Consider the following 17527-nt stretch of genomic DNA (forward strand, 5'->3'; position numbering starts at 1 on the left):
GCGCCTATGGTTCGCAGACCGCTGCTGACTCTGACCCTGGCCGTCGTGCTGCTCTCCGGCCTGTCCCCGGCCGCCGGACAGGCCGGGACGCCCGAAACCATTGTCGTTGCCGCCGAAACAACCCTGCGTCCGACTGATCGCAAGCTCCTCGGCATCAACCTCAACTATCTTTTGGACGACGACGCCAACCGCCCCCCCGGTGCCCGGCCTCTGGCCCGCGCCCTGTCTGATCTTGGCGTCGGCTCTCTGCGCTACCCCGGCGGGGCCAAATCCGACGTCACCCTCTGGGCCGCGCCGCCCTACCGCAAGCCCAAACCCACCCTGGCCCGGCTTGGTCCCGATGAATGGCCCTCCAACGACCGCCGCGTCTACGACCTCGGGGCCAAACAGTATACCGCCACGCCCCTGGACTTTGACGCCTTTATCAAGCTGTGCCGCCAGACCGGGGCCGAACCCGTGGTGGTCATCCCCCATGACGCCATGTATCGGCCGGCCAACAACGGGTCCACGGCCCCGGATATGGCCACACTGCTGCAAAATGCCGTGTCGCTCGTGCGCTACGCCAACATCGAACGCGGCTATGGCGTCAAATATTTCGAAATCGGCAACGAATCCTATTTTTACGTCTACGACGGCGGCTCCCGGGCCAAGGACTACGCCCGGGACCTCACCCTGTTTTCCGCCGCCATGAAAGGCGTCGATCCCACTATCAAAATCGGGGCCAACGGGCCGGTCGGCGCAACCGATGTCGGCAGTCTCGATAATATGATGGGCGATCAGACGATCTGGTGGCAGGCCGTCTTTGCCGAGGCCGGCCCCAGCATCGACTTCGTCTCCGTCCACGAATATCCCTGCTACGAGTGGTTCGGCTATGATCCCTACCGCACCCAGCCCGCTCCCATGCTCGGCGTGGGCGAAGTCGACAAGGCCGCCCGGGCCTACGGCCCCCCGGGACTGGCCGGACGCCTGCGCTACCTGCTGACCGAAATCAACTCAGCCGACTGGTACGGACATCCCCAAAATCTTGGCTGGAAACACGAGAACACCCTCGGACACGCCCTCGTCCTGCTCGATATGCTCGCCCAGGCCATAAGCGATCCCCGCGTCGTCACGGCCCAGGTCTGGGCCACCCGCTGGCTCAATAACGTCCAAAATCCCGAACTCTGGGACGCGCTGGACGCCAAAAACGAACCCCTGCCAACCGGCACAGCCATCAAACTTCTGGCCGACCGCCTCGGCTCGCGCCTCGTCGCCACCACCGACATCCCGGGCGTGCGCACCTTCGCCACCCGAAATGATCGCAAAAAAGAACTCACCCTCTTTCTCATCAATAAAGATGCCGCCCGGCAGGCCGCCGTCCGCCTCGACAACGCAAAACCCGGCCAACACGCCTCCCGGGCCGTCTGGTCCGGCCAAGGCCCCGACGACAAACATCCGCAGCTGCACTGGCAAAACCCCATCCCCATCACGGGCAACGAGTTGCGCCTGGACCTGCCGGCCGTGTCGCTGACCATCGTCACGGTGCCCCTGGTGTAGGCAGGCGGGTGAGTCGGTGCCTGGGAAGGAGGGGGGGTGGAGAAGGCCAGGGTCAGGGTGAGGGTGAGGGGAAGGCGAAGAGAATCGGGGCCTTGCCCCGAACCCCACCGGGGGGATGATCCCCCCGGACCCCTGCGATGGGGGGGAAGCGGGTGGGGTGCTGTGCGGGCGTGAGAGAATGGGGTCTGGGATTTGGCTGGCGGTTCCGGCCGGAAGCCGCCTGGAACCGCCAGCCAAATCCCAGACCCCAACTCGCCAGCGTCCGGGCCGGTTTGACGCGATCAAAGCCTCACGCCAAATCGGCCCGGACGCATTTCTGAAAGATGGCCCCAATTCCAACAAAAGTCCCTTACCCCGTCCACGCCATGCGCCCCCATCCGGGGAGCCGGGGCAGCGCCCCGGGTATTCATTAAGCCATTCGGGCGGATTCGATATTGTCCAGGAACCACTGGTAGGTCTGGCGGAGGCCTTCTTCGAGGGAGAGGGTGGGTTGCCAGCCGAGCGTTCTGAGGCGGCTGACGTCGAGGGCTTTTCGGGGGGTGCCGTCGGGATGGCTGGGGTCAAAGACGATGGAGCCGGCAAAACCGGTGGTCTTGGCCATGAGGGCGGCCAACCCGGCGATGGTGATTTCTTCGCCGGAGCCGATATTGATGATTTCCGCGTCGTCGTAGCGGGCGTAGCAGGCGAGACAGGCCCGGGCCATGTCGTCCACGTGGAGGAATTCACGCAGGGCGTTGCCGGTGCCCCAGACGGTGACGGAAGCGTCGCCGCGCAGTTTGGCTTCGTGAAAACGGCGCATGAGTCCGGGGATGACGTGGGAATTGACGGGTGTGAAGTTGTCGCCAGGGCCATAGAGGTTGGTGGGCATGAGGCTTATGGCCGAGAAGCCGTACTGGCGGCGGTAGGCCTGGCACATTTTGATGCCGGCGATTTTGGCGATGGCGTACCACTGGTTGGTTTCTTCCAGGGGGCCGGTGAGGAGGTCCTTTTCCTGCATGGGTTGCGGGGCGAATTTGGGATAGATGCAGGAGGAGCCGAGGAAGACGAGCTTTTCGACGCCGGCGTTGCGGGCGGCGTCGATGACATTGGTCTGGATGAGGAGATTGTCCCGGATGAAGTCGGCCGGATAGGTGTCGTTGGCGTGGATGCCGCCGACTTTGGCGGCGGCCAGGAACACGGCGGCGGGCCGGGTGGCCTGGAAAAATTCGCGGACAGCGGCCTGATTGGTCAGGTCGAGTTCGCTGTGGGTGCGGGTGAGGACGGCGTGTCCCTGGCTGGCGAGGGCGCGCAGGATGGCTGCGCCGACAAGGCCCCGGTGTCCGGCGATATAGATGGGACCGTTTACGCTGACGGTTTCGGGAGTATTCATGGCGTGGTTCCGTAGCATGGCCCGGCCGGGCTGCCTAGTGGGGCGTCCTTTGCGGCCGCGGCGGGCATTTGAAAAAAAAGGACGTCTGGCGCATGCGCTGGAGATGCCTTGCCGTTGCCTCAGGTTTTTGGCGGCTGTCCTGGGAGCAGCGGGGCCAGGGCCAGGGCCAGGCGCTCTCCGGCGGCTTTGGCGGCGGCCAGATCGTCTTGACCGGCCATATCGGTGGCCTGTTGGGCGGTCTGCGCCAGTTCGGGCAGGCCGAGGTTCAAGAGGTTGCCCTTGAGGCCGTGGGCGGCGTCGGCGCAGGCGGCGGCGTTTTGCGCGTCGGCGGCGCGGGCCAGGCGGGCCAGGCCGGCGTCAAGGACGGTTGCGGCCACGGCCAGGGCTTCCTCGGCCTCGTCCCGGGTGAGCTGGTGGTCCTCGCGGAGGAAGGCCAGGGCGCGTTGTCTGGCATTGCCGGTCATGGAACGCCCCGGGTCGATTTGCCGCAGGCCAGCTCGGTCAGCACGGCTTCGAGGTCGTTTATACGGTAGGGTTTGGAGAAGTAGGCGGTCATGCCGGCCTCCCGGCAGCGGGCGGCATCCTCTTCGGCCGCCTGGGCGGTCAGGGCGACGATGGGTGTATCGAAGCCCGCCTGGCGAATGTGCCGGGTGACTTCCAGGCCGCCCAGACCCGGCATCCGCAGGTCCATGAAGATGATGTGGTAGGGGGGGCGGGCAGTCAGGGCCAGGGCCAGGGCTTCGTTGCCGTCGCTGGCGAAGTCGGTGTGGCCGACGCCGAGTTTTTCCAGAATTTTTTGCAGCAGGAAGCGGTTGAACGGGTTGTCTTCGGCCACCAAGGCGCGCAGGCCGCCGAAATCGGCTGCGGGCGGTAGCGGCAGTTCGGCCGGACGGGTGGCGGCGGCTTCGGGTTCGGCCAGGGGCAGGGTGAAAAAGAAGGTGCTGCCTTGACCGGGGACGCTTGCGACCTCCAGGCCCGTGCCTCCGAGCAGGCTGGTCAGTCGGTTAGAGATGGACAGGCCAAGTCCGGTCCCGCCGGGGTTTCTGGCTGTGGCGTCTTCGGTCTGGACAAAGGGTTCGAAGATCTGTTCGCGCATGTGCTCCGGGATGCCGGGGCCGGTGTCCCGGACGCAAAACTTGGTCCAGCTCCGGGTATCGTCTCTGGAGCGGGGAGGGGTGCGGGCCACGGAGAGGACGACCCGGCCGCGGGAGGTGAATTTGATGGCGTTGGAAAGCAGGTTGAGCAGGATCTGCTTCAGGCGCACCGGGTCGCACACGAGAACCCGGGGCAAGGCGGGGTCGCGTTCGATGGTCAGGGTCAGGCCCTGCTCGTCGGCAGCCTGGGCCATCACCCGGCGCACTTCTTCCAGGAGCCGGTCGATGTCCAGGGGAGCGGGCCGGATTTCCAGACGGCCGACTTCGATGCGGGAAAAGTCGAGGATGTCGTTTAGGATGACGAGCAGGCCTTCGCCGGCCGAGCGCATGGTTTCGACGCACTCGCGCTGTTCGGGAGCCAGGGAGGCGGCTAAAAGCAGTTGGGACAGCCCCATGATGGCGTTTAACGGGGTCCGGATTTCGTGGCTCATGTTGGCCAGGAAGGCCGATTTCATCCGGCTGGCATCCTCGGCTTCGACCTGGGCCCGGATGAGGTCGGAGACGTCGACGAAGGATTCGATGCCGCCGGTGGAGCGGCCGTCGGCGTCGAGGAGGGGGGCGGCGTTTTTTAAAATGGTGACCCGGCGGCCGGAGCGGGTGAGGATGTGCGACTGGCGTTTTTGCACGGTGGCGTCGCGGGTCGAGGCCGGGCAGGGCGAGGGCGGCGATTCGCGCAGCAGTTCAGGCCGGGCTCGGCCCAGGGCCTGATCCCGGGTATAGCCGGTGATGGCCGTGAATTCGTCGTTGATGGTGACCACCACATCGTCGCGGTTGACGATGCAGATGGCTGCGCCGGCGATGGTAATGACCTGTTCGAGGAAGCGTTTTTCGCGTTCCACGCCCAGGCGCGCTTCGACCAGGGGGGTGACGTCGATAAGCGACACGATAAGCCCGGCAAAAACGTCATCCTCGATGACGGGCTGGAGCTTGACCGTGACGTCGCGCTCGCCCACCCGGCTTTCAAAGGAGACAGGGGAATGGGCCACGCCCCGGCGAAAGAGGTTGAGAAAGGCTGTGGCCTGGTAGTCTTCGGTTTCCAGGTCAAGGGCCTCAAGGGGGCGTCCGAGCACATCGGCGCGCGACAGGCCAAGCCAGGCCAGATAGCGGTCGTTGATCTCGGCGATGATGCCGCTGGGGGCGATAAAGGCGATGGCCTGGTCCAGGGCCGCGATGATGGACGTCAGCCGGGCCATTCGTCTGTCGGGATCAACCAAGGGGCGGGCATGCAGCAAGGCCCTGGCGGCCCTGAAGGGGGGGCGGGGGCGATGTCGGCCCGGGGCGGGACGTCTCGTGTTGCGTTCAAGAATTTTCATGCGGATTTTTCGAGAAGCAACGGACTTGGTTTATGTGTTGACGTCTCAACAAACAGGCCGGTCTGTCGAGGCCTCGAGGCTAGGCCGGACCGTGGCCGGCAGCGGCGTGAAAAACCTCCAGGCGCTCTTTGTACGGCGGATGTCCGAAAAAGGCCGAGCCGGAAACCAGGACGTCGGCCCCGGCAGCCAGCAGGGCGGCCGTGTTGTCGGGGCTGACGCCGCCATCGACCTGGATGCGAAACGACAGCCCCTTGCGGCGGCGAAGCTCGGCCAGGTCCCGGACCTTGTCCAGGCAGAAGGGAATAAACGACTGGCCGCCAAATCCCGGGTTGACGGTCATGACCAGCACCATGGCCAGCTGGGGCAGCAGGTACTCGACGGCGCACAGGGGCGTGGCCGGGTTGAGGGCCACGGCCGGGGCCGCGCCCAGGCGGGCGATTTCGGCCACGGTGCGTTCCAGATGGACGGTGGCCTCGGCGTGGACGCAGATGAGGTCGGCCCCGGCGTCACGAAAGGCCGGGATGTAGCGTTCGGGCCGCTCGATCATGAGATGGGTGTCGAAATAGAGTTTGCTGCACCGGCGAAGCGCAGCGATGATCGGGGGGCCGAAGGTGATGTTGGGGACGAACAGGCCGTCCATGACGTCGAGATGGACCCAGGTAAGACCGGCGGCCTCCAGGGCGGCCAGTTCGTCGGCCAGCCGGCTGAAGTCGGCGGATAACAGCGAAGGGGACAGGATAAACGGTGGGGTCATGACGGCTCCGGCGGCACAAGTCCGACGCCTGACGGCGTCGTTTGCATTTTGATAGACCGGCCGGCGATTGCGGTCAAGGCAGGGGCACTTGCGAGTCCGAAGGAATGCTTCTCGCGGTTGTTGTCACAAAGTGCCTGGCGAGTTATGATGAAAATAAGGCAGATACAGACCGTGGCCGGGAGCGTCACGCGTTTTCCGTGGCCTCGTCACCGGACCGTAACGGAGCGTTTCTACCTTCCGGCACGTGACGTTGGTCAATTCGCGCCAATCGTGGCGTGACAAGTACTTTTACGGAGGACTTACATGAAAAAGCTTATTGGCATCGTGGCTGTGTTTCTGCTGATGGCCTCTACCGCCCTGGCCGACACCAGCATCAAGGTTGACGGTTCCACCACCGTCCTGCCCATCATGCAGAAGGTCGTCGAGGCCTACATGAAAGCCCATCCGGATGTGAAGATCTCCGTGTCCGGCGGCGGTTCGGGCAACGGCATCAAGGCCCTGATCGACGGCGCCACCGACATCGCCATGGCTTCGCGCGCCATTGAGCCCAAGGAAATCGATCTGGCCAAGAGCAAGAACATCACTCCCACCCAGACGGTTTGCGCCATTGACGCCATCGTGCCCATCGTCAACCCGGCCAACAAGCTTGGCGAGATCACCCTGGCCCAGCTCAAGGACCTCTACATGGGCAAGGTCACCAGCTGGAAGGACCTCGGCGGCGAAGGCCCGGTGGTCGTCATCTCCCGCGACACTTCTTCGGGCACCTACGAGACCTGGGAAGGTCTGGTCATGAAGAAGGAACGCGTGTTCCCCGGCGCGCTCATGCAGGCCTCCAACGGCGCGGTCGTCCAGGCCGTCAGCAAGAACAAGAACGCCATGGGCTACGTCGGCATCGGCTACCTTGACGCGTCCACCAAGGGCCTCAAGGTTGACGGCATCGAGCCCACTCCGGAGAATGCCAAGTCCAAGAAGTACCCCATCTCCCGTGAACTCTATATCTACACCAACGGCGCTCCGGCCGGCGCCGCCAAGGGTCTGGTCGACTTTCTGCTGAGCGCCGACGGCCAGAAGCTCGTCAAGGAAGCCGGCTTCGTTCCCCTGAACTAGGCCCTCGCCACATTCGATCAATTGTCCGCGCCCCGGCCTGCCAGACAGGCCGGGGCGCGTCCCCGGGGGAGACGCCATGGCCTTTTCGCGCAAGTCCCAGGACTCTTTGGTCCGCAACTTCTTTTTCCTGACTGCCCTCAGTTCCATCGTGGTCCTGGCGCTGATCATGGTGTATCTTTTCATTGAGGGGCTGCCGATTTTCGGCATCGTCTCGGTCTCCGACTTTCTCTTCGGCTCCTTGTGGTATCCCACCTCCGATCCGCCGGCTTTCGGGATCCTGCCGCTCATTGTGGCCTCTCTTTCCGTCACGGCCCTGTCCTCGGCCATTGCCATCCCGCTTGGCGTCCTGACCGCCATCTATCTGGCCGAGATCGCCAGCCGGCGCACCCGGGACTGCCTCAAGCCCGTGGTGGAGTTGTTGGCCGCCCTGCCCTCGGTCGTCATCGGCTTTTTCGGCATGGTGGTGATGGCCCCGTATCTCCAGGATACCTTTGATCTGGCCACCGGACTCAATCTCTTCAATGCCGCCGTCATGCTGGCCTTTATGTCCGTGCCCACCATCTGCTCGGTGTCTGAAGACGCCATCTACGCCGTGCCCCGTGAGCTCAAGGAAGCCTCGCTGGCCCTGGGGGCGACCCATTTCGAGACCATCGCCAAAGTGGTGCTGCCGGCCTCGCTGTCGGGCATCTCCACGGCCGTCATGCTCGGCATGTCCCGGGCCATCGGCGAGACCATGGTCGTCCTCATGGTGGCCGGCGGCGCGGCCATGATCCCCAACTCCATCTTTTCACCGGTGCGGCCCATGCCGTCGAGCATTGCGGCGGAAATGGCCGAGGCCTCGTTTCGGGGCAACCACTACCGGGCCCTTTTCGCCATCGGCATCGTGCTGTTCCTGTTCACCCTGGTCTTCAACCTCGTGGCCAGCCACGTGGCCGAAAAGCACAAGCAGGTCGGCGCGGCCACCCTGTAGCCCCTGCCAAGGAGCCTTGTCATGAATCCAAGCGCCATCGCCCACGCCGGACTGGCCAGACGGCATCGCACCCAGAAGATCATGTGGGGCGTCTTCGGGGCGGCCTCGGTGATCAACATGGCCGCGCTGGTCCTTATCTGCGGTTTCCTGCTCATCAAAGGCCTGCCGGCCATCTCCTGGACCTTTTTAACCGAGATGCCGCGCGACTCCATGACCGCCGGCGGCATTTTGCCCTGCATCCTGGGGACGCTCTATCTGAGCCTTGGCACCATGGCCGTGGCCTTTCCGCTGGGCGTGGCCTCGGCGGTCTACTTGAACGAATACGCCCGGCCGGGCCGCACCCTGCGGCTTATTCGCCTGGGCATCAACAATCTGGCCGGCGTGCCCTCGGTGGTCTTCGGCCTCTTTGGCCTGGCCTTTTTCGTCACCTTCTTCGGCCTGGGCGTGAGCCTGCTGTCGGGCATCCTGACGCTCTCCATCCTGGTCCTGCCGGTCATCATCGGCACGGCCGAGGAAGCGCTCAAGTCCGTGCCCCAGACCTACCGCGAGGCCTCGCTCGGCCTTGGGGCCACCAAGTGGCAGACCATCCGGCTGGTGGTCCTGCCGGCGGCCCTGCCCGGGATGCTCACCGGAGCCATTCTCGGCCTGTCGCGGGTGGCCGGCGAGACGGCGGCCATCATGTTCACGGCGGCGGTCTTCTTCACGCCCTATCTGCCGACCAATCTGACCGATTCGGTCATGGCCCTGCCATACCACATCTACGTCCTGGCCACGGCCGGCACCGACATCGTCAAGACCAGGCCGCTGCAATACGGCACGGCCCTGGTGCTGATCGTTTTGGTGCTCGGCATGAACCTCGGGGCCATCCTGTACCGGGCCAAGCTGCAAAAGCAGCGTCGCTAGCGTGCCCTTTGCAGGATACGGCAGGATGCTTTGAGAATACGTAAATCTCCCTGGGTGTAGTCTTGTATAAGCGCAGGAACGATTTTCGCGGACATGACGCGAACCCGGGAAATGCCGCCGTCGCCCCTGGCGGTCCGATACGGAACAGGCAGCGGGGATAGGGCCATTTTGGACCATTGCGCGGGAAACCAGCCGATGCTCGGAACGGCGGTGAAACAAGTGAAAAAGCGGCGAGGCGTGAGGCACGTCCCGCCGCTTTTTGCATGGCCGGCCCGGGCGCACAGCGTCTGGGCGGCCGGCTGATACAGGCTTGGCAGCCGGCAGGGGCGTTTCGCCGGGGGGCGGGGCCTCGACAGTCGGCGTATGCGGCAAACCAGGGAGGATCGGCATGACCGAAGGCGGCAACGCCCAGGGACGCAAGAACTACGTCCTGGACACCAACGTGCTCATCGAGAACCCGCAGTGCGTGCTCAAACTGCGAAACGGCGTGGAAAACGCCATCCACATTCCCTACCACGTGCTCATGGAGCTGGAAGGACTCAAAAAGACACCCAAGCTGCGCCATATTGTGGCCAATGTCATCGGCGTCTTAAGCGAACACCGCGACGCCATCCACTTCATTCAAAACGACAAGAGCCACTCGGCCTTCACCGACATCGTCGACAACCACATCCTCGACGAGATCCAGGCTTCATCCATCGAAGACCCGATCCTGGTCACCAACGACCGTATCTTGAAGCTCCAGGCCGAGTTGCGGGGCCTTAAAAGCGAGGAACTGCGCGATTCCAAGCCCTTTGAGTCCGAATCCCAGCGCTATACCGGCTTTGCGGAGGAAGGCGAGGAGATCGTCCCCAACTGTTTCACCTGGCGCGAGGGCAAGCCGGTGCTCCATACGCCGGACGGCGAGCGGGTCATCAACCATACCTGCGACGTCTGGAATGTGCGGCCGCGCACGGTGTATCAGAATCTGGCCCTGGAACTGATCATGGCCCCGCATATCGATCTCGTTTCCATCCAAAGCGAGGCCGGCTACGGCAAGACGTTTCTGGCCCTGGCCGCGGCCCTTTTCGCGGTGCAGGAAAAAAAGCAGTTCGAGAAAATCTTCGTCCTCAAACCAACGATCGAGATCGGGGCCAAGATGGGCTATCTGCCCGGCGATGTGTCGGAAAAGATGGAGCCGTACGTCAAATACGTCTTTGAACTGCTGGTCAAGCTGCACCGCTGCCGGGCGGCCAACAAGGTGTTTTTAAATCCCAACGACGAGATGCTGCGGGTCAACCCGAAGAAGTTCGAAATCCTGCCCCTGGCCTTTGTGCGCGGCATGAACATCGAAAATGCCTTTGTGGTCATCGACGAGGCCCAGAATCTGGCCCGTTCGGAAGTGCGCGCCCTGCTCACCCGCATGGGCGAGGGAGTCAAGTGCGTGGTCCTTGGCGACACCTCGCAGGTGGACAACCCCTATCTCAACGAGGCCAACAACGGGCTCAACTGGATCGTACGCAAGTTCAAGGGGTTCCCCAACTATGCCCATATCGTGCTCAAGGGCGAGCGCTCGCGCGGCCCGATCACGGACATGGTGCTGAAATCGAAGCTGTAAGCGGCAAACCGTCCTGCCGGCACGCCTGAGCCAAACGAGAAGCGGCCCGTAAGAGGGCCGCTTCTCGTTTGGCTCAGGCGTGAACGATCGAACCCCACAAGCCCTGTTCGCCGGGACCTCATGCCCCTGCGGGGCTCAAGGGGGCGCCCCTTTGGCGCCGGGGCAACGGTGTTTCCCGTCGAGCATAGGCGCGGGCTGTCCCGGTCTGCAGCCGACCGGAGTGCCTGCCAACGCCAGGAGCGCCTTGAACCCCAAAAAAACTACTCCTCTTGCAGGGGTCCGGGGGGATCATCCCCCCGGCCGCCGGAGGCGCTCTTTCTCTCCCCCCTCTCTTCTTCTTCCGGCACGACTGCCGGCAGGCGCACCGTCACGGTCGTGCCGTCGGCTTCGGAGGTGTCCAGGCGGATTTCGCCGCCCTGGCATTCGGTCATGAGCCGGGCGGAGTAGGTGCCAAGGCCGCTGCCGCCGCGTTTGCCGCTGGTGGCGTATTTCTCGAAAAAGACTGGGAGCATCTCAGGGCGGACCGGCGTTCGGTTGGACACGGCAAAGCCGGCGCGGCCATCTGCGGCAAAGACGCGGGCGGTCACGGCACTGCCGTTGTCTTCGGCTTCCACGGCATTTTTGAGCAGGTTGCCGGCGATGGTCTGGGTGAGCAGGGCGTTGCCCAGGGCGAAGACGGCCGGCTGGTCGGTCGGGAGGGCGAAGGCGACGCCCCGGGCCTTGGCGACCGGGGCCAGCATGTCTGCCGCAGTGGCCAGAATGTGCCCCAGATTGATGCGCTGCACCTCCGGGACGTAGGTTCCGGTTTCCATTTTGTAGAGGTCAAGGGACAGGTCGATCTGATCGAGCATGACCCGGCCGGCCTGCTCGATTTCGGCCAGGATGTCGCGCTGTTCCTCGGTGGTTTCGCCCAGGGCGGCGACCAGTTCGGGCAGGGTCAGGATGCTGTTGAGCGGCGCTTTGAGGTCGTGGCGCATGATGCGTTCCACGTCCTCGCGGATGGCTTCGAGGTCTTTGCGGGCGGTGATGTCGTCAAAGACCCAGAGGGAACCCGCTTCCGGGAGTTCGGGGTCGATGCGTCGGGCATGGACGGCGCACCAGAACGGCTGGCCGGAGCGGTTATGGAACCGTTCTTCCACGTAGGCGTCCCCACCGGCGGCCACGCCGGCCAAGATCTCCTGACGCAGGGCCTGGCGGCGGTTTTCGCCTTCGTGGATGGCGTCCAGGGCCTGGCCGGCCAGGGTTTCCGGGACCGTCCCGAACAGGTCGGCAAACCGCTTGTTGGCCCGCACCACCCGGCCGTCGCCGCCGAGGTGGACGATGCCGACGGACGAGGCGTTAAAAATGGCCTCGAATTCGGTCATCAGCCGGTGCAGCCGGGTTTCGCGCTGTTTTTGAGCGGTAATATCTTCCTTGACGGCGACAAAATGGGTGATCTGGCCCTGGTCGTTTCGGATGGGCGAGATGGAGGAATTCTCCCAGTACAGCTCGCCGTTGCGCTTGCGGTTGCAAAGCTCTCCCCGCCAGATGTTTCCGGCCTGCAAGGTCTCCCACATGGCCTGGAAAAAGGCCCGGTCGTGAACGCCGCTGCTGAGCACCCGGGGGGTCTTGCCAAAGGCTTCTGCGGCAGCGTAGCCGGTCAGCTCGGTGAAATAGGGATTGACGTATTCAATGCTCCCGTTGTGGTCGGTTATGACAATGGAGGCCGGCGATTGTTCCACCGCGGCCCGCAGCAGGCGCAACTTCTGTTCCTGCCTCCGCTGGGTCGTCACATCTTCCACCGAGGCGATGACCGCCGTGGCGCTATTGGCGGCGGCCACCGGGTTGAAGGCTGCCCGCAGGGTCAGGCTGCGCCCGCCAAGAACGGTGGTGTACGGGCTTTCCACCAGGGTGGGACTGCCGTTTAAGGCCGTGGTCAGGGCGTTTCGGGCAAATTCCGGCATTTGGGCCAGCACATTGGCGCCCAGGGCCTGTTCAAGCGTGGTCCCGATGATGTCAAGAAAGCGGGAATTGCATTTAATGATGGCGCCGGCGGAGTCATAGGCCACCAGTCCCAGCGGGGAGTTTTCGAAAATGACGCGCAGTTCGCTTTCCCGCTGGGCCAGAATTGCCGCAGCCTGCCGGCGGGCCGTTATGTCGACGCAAAAGCCTTCCAGGCGGATGATGGCTCCGGAAGCGTCGCGCACGGCCAGGATGTTGAGCGAGACCCAGACGATGTCGCCGGTTCGGGTGTGCCGCCGGATCTCATGGTTGGACAAGAAGCCACGGGTTTTCAGCAGATCGAGCAGGCTTTGGCGCTCGGCGGGATCAACATAGATCTGGTCCTGGATGTCGCTGATCTGGTCGAGCATCTCTTCAGGGGAGTCAAAACCGTACATCCGGGCCAGGCAACGGTTGGCTTTGAGGTAGTGGCCGGAAGGCGTGGACGTGAAGATGCCGACCGGGGCGTTGTCGTAGAGGGTCCGCAGGGCCTCTTCGCTTTGGCGCAGGGCGTTTTCGGCGGCCAGCCGGTCCGTGACGTCGTAAACATAACCGCCGACGCCGGTCTTGCCGTCTCCCAGGGGCACGGGGAATTTGCGGACCTCAAAATGGCGGTCGCCCATGGATTCCAGGGTGGCGACAACCTCGTTGCCGTGCATCGCGGCCAGATCCGACAGGCGGCAGTTGTCGGCCAACGCCGGCGGCATGACGGCTGCGTCGTCGCGTCCGAGAATGTCCTTGGCAGGAAGCCCATAGAAATCGCAGAGGTTTCGGTTGACCACCAGATAGCGCAACTGGTCGTCTTTTAAAAAAGCCATCCCGCTGGTGGCGTCGATAAAGGCCCGGTAGCGGGTTTCGCTGCTGCGCAGGGCCTCGTTGGCGGCGAGCAGGGCGGCGGTGCGTTGGGCCACCGTGTGTTCCAGTTCGTCGCGGGCGCTATCCAGGGCCGCCGTGGCCCGGGCCACGGCGGCGCTCAGGCGGGCCGGCCAGGATATAAGGACAAACAGGGCGGCAGACAGCACAACCCAGAGGATGACGCTGCCGGCGGCCAGGGTGGGAGGAACGGGCATGGCCGACCAGCCGGCGGCCGGAATGGCGGCGAGTTGCCAGGAACCGCCCGGTGTTTCCATGGAAAGGAGGACTGGGGCGTTGCCAAAAACGGAGGCGTCGCCGACCAGCAGGCGGTCGGGCTGGCCCTGGGCAGGCGCTGCGCGGATGGCCAAGCGGATGCCGGAGGCCGGGGAGATGGCCAGATCAAAAAAAGCACTGGCGTCCAGGATGACGGTGCTCAGTCCCCACAGCCGCGGCGGTTGGCCGGCTGCGCCGGGGATGGAGACCGGGAAACGGAGAATGAGGCCAGTGCCGCCCTGGAGCAGGGGGGCCGGGCCGTCGAGCACCGGATTGTCTGCGGTGATGGCCTGTTGCAGCGCTTCCCTTTGAGCCGGCGGCAGGCGGGAAAGCAGGGGCAGGCCCAGGATGCCGGCGTTGCTGATGGTCGGATGGATGTGGGAAACGACCAGATCGCGGGCCAGTTGCAGGGAGCGGATGTCCGGCAGGCTTTGGCTGAGAATCTGGGCGAAGGTGTCGAATGCGGCGGCCGTGGCCTCGGGATTGCTGGCGGCAAAAGCGGACAGGGCGCGTACGATGGCGATTCGGGCGGTCAGGGCGGCGTCCAGGGCCAGACGGGATTCGGACAGGATGAGCTGGATTTCGGCCCGCCGGGCCGTGGCGAAGCGGGCGTTTTCCGAATGCCACACCAGCCAGCTGCCGGGGAGGACGACAAACATCGCTCCAAAGAGGGCGACGGCGATGCGAGCGGCCGTCCTCAAAAGGCCCTGGGGCATGAGCGGGGTATCCTTGCCTGGGGTTGGACGTAATGCGGCAACGGGTTCGCCGATCGGGACATCAACGGCTGTGCATCAATATTGTAAGCATAGCCGGGTCGAAGCGCCGAGGCAAGGGGGCGGCTTGATATCCGTCAAAACGCGTCTCGGCGCACAAAAAAAAGCCCCTGCCGGGCAGGGGCTTAAACGACGTTGACGGAACGAACTAGAAGCCGAACAACAAGGCGGACATCAGGTAGGTTTCCAGGGTGCCGAAGGTGATGGCCGTTTGCACTTGTTCCGGCAGCTTGGTGGTGGTTGTCGTGGCCGGATTGCCGAAATTGAAGTTCGCATTGATGGTGGTGCCGGTTTGCCAACTTGTGGCCATGTTGGCCGCCGTGCCAGCCATGACCGGTGCGGCGAAGGCGAGGGTGAGGACACACAAGGCAGCCAGCAGCAACGTCACAATCCTCTTTTTCATACGCTCCTCCTCGTTGTTAAACGATGTCGATGCATTATGAACGCCCTATTGATCCATCCTAGCACCCTGGATTCGAAAATCAAGAAAAACATACAGAATATTTCAGACCTGCGAAATCAGCTCCATGCATGGAGTCTGGCTAATTTCGGCGACTACTTGGCAAAGAGGATATATCCATGGGCGTTGGGAGCATATGCTGGTCTTTGAAATTATTTCATATGAAATGGTGTGTATGTCGTTTTGCAGAGTATTTTGTGTTGTTTGAACGCTGCTTGAAACAGTATGTTGCTGTATAGCCTTGTTGGGCAAGGGGTAAATGCAAAATTTGCGTCAGCCGATGTCATATGTGCGCATAGAGAATGTACGGTATGCAGTGCTGACTCTTGGCCTTTTGTTGCATGTTGGCGCAGCAACAAAACGGCCGGCTCAGGGAGCCGGCCGGGATGGGCTTGCAGGGGACTCTTGCTGGAGGCCAGCCTTGTTCCGTGCAGTGCCGGGGGGGATGCCTGGGCTGGCGGGTATGGCCCTGCGCGATGGCGCGGCCGGGGAGGCGGTTTGTCTGCCGGGAGAGGGTGACGTGTTCCCCGGGGATCAGAAGATGAGGACAGGGTCGGGAAAGGCCAGCTCCTCCCAGGGGCGGCCGGCATGATCCACAACCCGGGTCAGCAGATAGACGCCCCGGTGGAACAGTTCCTGGGCAAAGGGACGTTTGACCTCGAAGCGGGCCGAGGTGGCCAGGGCCCGGGCCAGGGCAAAGGTCAATCGGGCTTCGAAGGTCGTATCCCCCTGTTCGGCGGCAAACCCCCGGGCAAATTCCAGGAACCGGTGCATGACCAGCTCGAGTTGGCTGCGCACGGCCTGATCGAAAAAGGGCAGCCGGAAATTGGAGGCCAGGAAGACCGCCGTATCATGGGCATAGTCGCCGTCCCGGGAACGGTTCAGGTCAATGTAGTGGATACGCTGGGCGGTATGGTCGTAGACGAGATTGTTGAGGTTGAAATCGCCGTGCAAAAAGACGGCAAAAGGAGCGGCCAGGGTCTTTTCTGCCGCTTCGGCCGCGGTGAGGAGATCGGTCAGGGCCGGAACGGACTGATTGCCGATGGTCTTGGCCTCGTCGGCAAAGGCCGGATGCAGCCGCAGCACGTCGTCGAGACGGGCGCGCAACTGGGCCACGGCCTCGCCCGCAACCGGCCGGCGCACCAGGGTCTGTTCCCACAGTCCGCCTACGGTCTGGGTGATGAGAAAACAGGCGTTTTCGATGATGTCCCGGTCGGACGTGAGCACGATTTGCTGCACATTGCAGCCGCCCAGATACTCCAGGAGCATGGAGGCCGAGTCGCCTTCGGTCTGAAAGGCCTGGATGCTCGGGGCCAGTCCCGGGGAAAGCCGCTCCCAGCGTTCGATATTCTCTTTTTCCTTGGCCAGCTTGGCCGCATTGCCTTCCTTAAACAGCACGCCCTTGGAGCGTGCGCCGTGCTCTTCCTGGACCCGGCCGATGCGGCAGCCGGAGCGGGTCCCCCAGATGGAATGGAAGTCGCCGGCCGGGATGGGCGTTTCCTCGCCAAGTTCCAGGGTATCCTGAAGTGCCTGATACTGATGGATCTTGAGTTTTTCACCCAGGGCCGCAAAGATGACGGCCTCGCCGATATTGAGCAGGGCGTCGCCCATCCGTTCGAGATACCGGAAGATGTTGAAACTGGAGATGGCGTTTTCCGGGGATTCGCCCCGGCGCAGGTCGGCCAGGATGGCATCGAAGGCGGTCTTGAAATGGTCGTCCAAGGAGAACTCGGCCCGGCAGATGCGCAGGGCCAGTTTGACGTCCTGTCGGGTGAGCGCCGAAAAAACCAGCCCCAGGGCCTTGTCCACGTCCACAAAGGGAGCGCGGTAGTTGTAGCGCCGGATAAACTTGGGGTCGGTCAGGTATTGGACCTGGTTGACGACGTTGACGGCGTAGTCCGCGATGCGTTCCAGGTTGATGTTGATGATGTTGGCGGCGCGTACGAGGTCGAGCGTGCGCTTGTTGCGGTCGGTGGAACCGTGGATGCGTCCCCAGCAAGCGTTTTCGATGACGCTCTTTAAGTTGTCGATATAGTCGTCGCGGCTTTCAATCCGTTTGATCTGCTCCGGGTCCGGGCTTTCCACCACAGTCAGGGCGCTGCCCACCTGTTTGGAGACCTCCAGGACCATGAATCGGAAATTTTCCTCGATGCCTTCCAGAATGCGCATAGACCGGTCCTCCCGGGTGTCAGGACTGCTCGCCCGGGGCAATGGTCAGGCCCGCGTCGCCGTCGTCCTCGGCGGAGGTTTCCCGCCAGGAAAATTTAAGATGGAGCTTCATGCGTCCGTCCATGGACTTGGCCTCGACCAGAAAGCCGAGCATGCCCTTGGGATGGAGCACCACTTCGCCTTCGCGGCTGCCCAGGCGCAATTCCCCCGAGGCAAAGCCGGCGGTGATGGCTTCGAGGTAGCGGCGCAGGGTTTGGGCGTCCTGGGTGGACTCGTATTTAAACCGGGTATCCTTCTCCACGCTTTTTCTCCTG

The 17527-nt window shown here is 63.4% G+C and carries 13 protein-coding genes; 5 read left to right on the plus strand and 8 right to left on the minus strand.

The genetic code is table 11. The features are described from left to right. Positions 1-6 precede the first annotated feature (6 nt). Positions 7-1536 carry an alpha-L-arabinofuranosidase gene (locus NY78_RS03315; protein ID WP_047960011.1) on the plus strand — a complete coding sequence of 510 codons (1530 nt, stop codon included), beginning with the start codon at positions 7-9 and terminating at the stop codon, positions 1534-1536. 409 nt (positions 1537-1945) lie between these two features. On the opposite strand, the gene NY78_RS03320 is transcribed toward NY78_RS03315, so the two are convergent. From NY78_RS03320 to rpe, 4 genes are all read right to left on the minus strand, one after another. Further along, a complete protein-coding gene (locus NY78_RS03320) occupies positions 1946-2905 on the minus strand; it encodes a GDP-L-fucose synthase family protein (protein WP_043631728.1) in 960 nt (319 codons plus the stop codon). A 119-nt stretch (positions 2906-3024) separates the two neighbouring features. After that, on the minus strand, positions 3025-3369 hold the full coding sequence (locus tag NY78_RS03325; RefSeq protein ID WP_043631730.1) for an Hpt domain-containing protein: 345 nt from the start codon (positions 3367-3369) through the stop codon (positions 3025-3027). Next, a complete protein-coding gene (locus NY78_RS03330; protein ID WP_231583733.1) occupies positions 3366-5252 on the minus strand; it encodes a PAS domain-containing hybrid sensor histidine kinase/response regulator in 1887 nt (628 codons plus the stop codon). The genes NY78_RS03325 and NY78_RS03330 overlap by 4 nt, the downstream gene beginning before the upstream one ends. A gap of 199 nt (positions 5253-5451) precedes the next feature. Beyond that, positions 5452-6126 (minus strand): ribulose-phosphate 3-epimerase, encoded by a 675-nt coding sequence (gene rpe, locus NY78_RS03335; protein WP_043631735.1) that lies wholly within the window; start codon positions 6124-6126, stop codon positions 5452-5454. 303 nt (positions 6127-6429) lie between these two features. Here rpe and NY78_RS03340 point away from each other — a divergent pair, with 303 nt between their 5' ends. The 4 genes from NY78_RS03340 (at position 6430) to NY78_RS03355 (ending at position 10703) form a co-directional block, all read left to right on the plus strand. Beyond that, positions 6430-7233, plus strand: a complete 804-nt coding sequence (locus NY78_RS03340) for a PstS family phosphate ABC transporter substrate-binding protein (RefSeq protein ID WP_043631737.1) — start codon at positions 6430-6432, stop codon at positions 7231-7233. Between the two features lie 76 nt (positions 7234-7309). Next, a complete protein-coding gene (gene pstC, locus NY78_RS03345) occupies positions 7310-8203 on the plus strand; it encodes a phosphate ABC transporter permease subunit PstC (protein ID WP_043631739.1) in 894 nt (297 codons plus the stop codon). A gap of 21 nt (positions 8204-8224) precedes the next feature. Next, positions 8225-9106 (plus strand): phosphate ABC transporter permease PstA, encoded by an 882-nt coding sequence (gene pstA, locus NY78_RS03350; protein ID WP_043631741.1) that lies wholly within the window; start codon positions 8225-8227, stop codon positions 9104-9106. Between the two features lie 388 nt (positions 9107-9494). After that, complete coding sequence (locus tag NY78_RS03355; protein WP_043631743.1) at positions 9495-10703, plus strand: PhoH family protein; 1209 nt, start codon at positions 9495-9497, stop codon at positions 10701-10703. Between the two features lie 260 nt (positions 10704-10963). On the opposite strand, the gene NY78_RS03360 is transcribed toward NY78_RS03355, so the two are convergent. The 4 genes from NY78_RS03360 to NY78_RS03380 form a co-directional block, all read right to left on the minus strand. Beyond that, positions 10964-14527, minus strand: a complete 3564-nt coding sequence (locus tag NY78_RS03360; RefSeq protein WP_082139876.1) for a PAS domain S-box protein — start codon at positions 14525-14527, stop codon at positions 10964-10966. Between the two features lie 205 nt (positions 14528-14732). Further along, entirely contained in the window at positions 14733-14987 is a 255-nt protein-coding gene (locus NY78_RS03365) for a hypothetical protein (RefSeq protein ID WP_043631745.1), read from the minus strand. Between the two features lie 591 nt (positions 14988-15578). Further along, positions 15579-17213: a PhoU domain-containing protein gene (locus NY78_RS03375; protein ID WP_043631750.1), complete on the minus strand. Its 1635-nt coding sequence runs from the start codon at positions 17211-17213 to the stop codon at positions 15579-15581. A gap of 19 nt (positions 17214-17232) precedes the next feature. Continuing rightward, complete coding sequence (locus NY78_RS03380) at positions 17233-17514, minus strand: amphi-Trp domain-containing protein (RefSeq protein WP_043631752.1); 282 nt, start codon at positions 17512-17514, stop codon at positions 17233-17235. Between the last annotated feature and the right edge of the window lie 13 nt (positions 17515-17527).

Source organism: Desulfovibrio sp. TomC (genome assembly GCF_000801335.2).
GTDB lineage: Bacteria > Desulfobacterota > Desulfovibrionia > Desulfovibrionales > Desulfovibrionaceae > Solidesulfovibrio.

Coding starts and splice junctions, on each gene's coding strand:
- NY78_RS03315 (WP_047960011.1), top strand. CDS start 7: ATGGTTCGCAGACCGCTGCTGACTCTGACCCTGGCCGTCGTGCTGCTC.
- NY78_RS03355 (WP_043631743.1), top strand. CDS start 9,495: ATGACCGAAGGCGGCAACGCCCAGGGACGCAAGAACTACGTCCTGGAC.
- pstC (WP_043631739.1), top strand. CDS start 7,310: ATGGCCTTTTCGCGCAAGTCCCAGGACTCTTTGGTCCGCAACTTCTTT.
- rpe (WP_043631735.1), bottom strand. CDS start 6,126: ATGACCCCACCGTTTATCCTGTCCCCTTCGCTGTTATCCGCCGACTTC.
- NY78_RS03320 (WP_043631728.1), bottom strand. CDS start 2,905: ATGAATACTCCCGAAACCGTCAGCGTAAACGGTCCCATCTATATCGCC.
- NY78_RS03360 (WP_082139876.1), bottom strand. CDS start 14,527: ATGCCCCAGGGCCTTTTGAGGACGGCCGCTCGCATCGCCGTCGCCCTC.
- NY78_RS03340 (WP_043631737.1), top strand. CDS start 6,430: ATGAAAAAGCTTATTGGCATCGTGGCTGTGTTTCTGCTGATGGCCTCT.
- pstA (WP_043631741.1), top strand. CDS start 8,225: ATGAATCCAAGCGCCATCGCCCACGCCGGACTGGCCAGACGGCATCGC.
- NY78_RS03375 (WP_043631750.1), bottom strand. CDS start 17,213: ATGCGCATTCTGGAAGGCATCGAGGAAAATTTCCGATTCATGGTCCTG.
- NY78_RS03325 (WP_043631730.1), bottom strand. CDS start 3,369: ATGACCGGCAATGCCAGACAACGCGCCCTGGCCTTCCTCCGCGAGGAC.
- NY78_RS03365 (WP_043631745.1), bottom strand. CDS start 14,987: ATGAAAAAGAGGATTGTGACGTTGCTGCTGGCTGCCTTGTGTGTCCTC.
- NY78_RS03330 (WP_231583733.1), bottom strand. CDS start 5,252: ATGGCCCGGCTGACGTCCATCATCGCGGCCCTGGACCAGGCCATCGCC.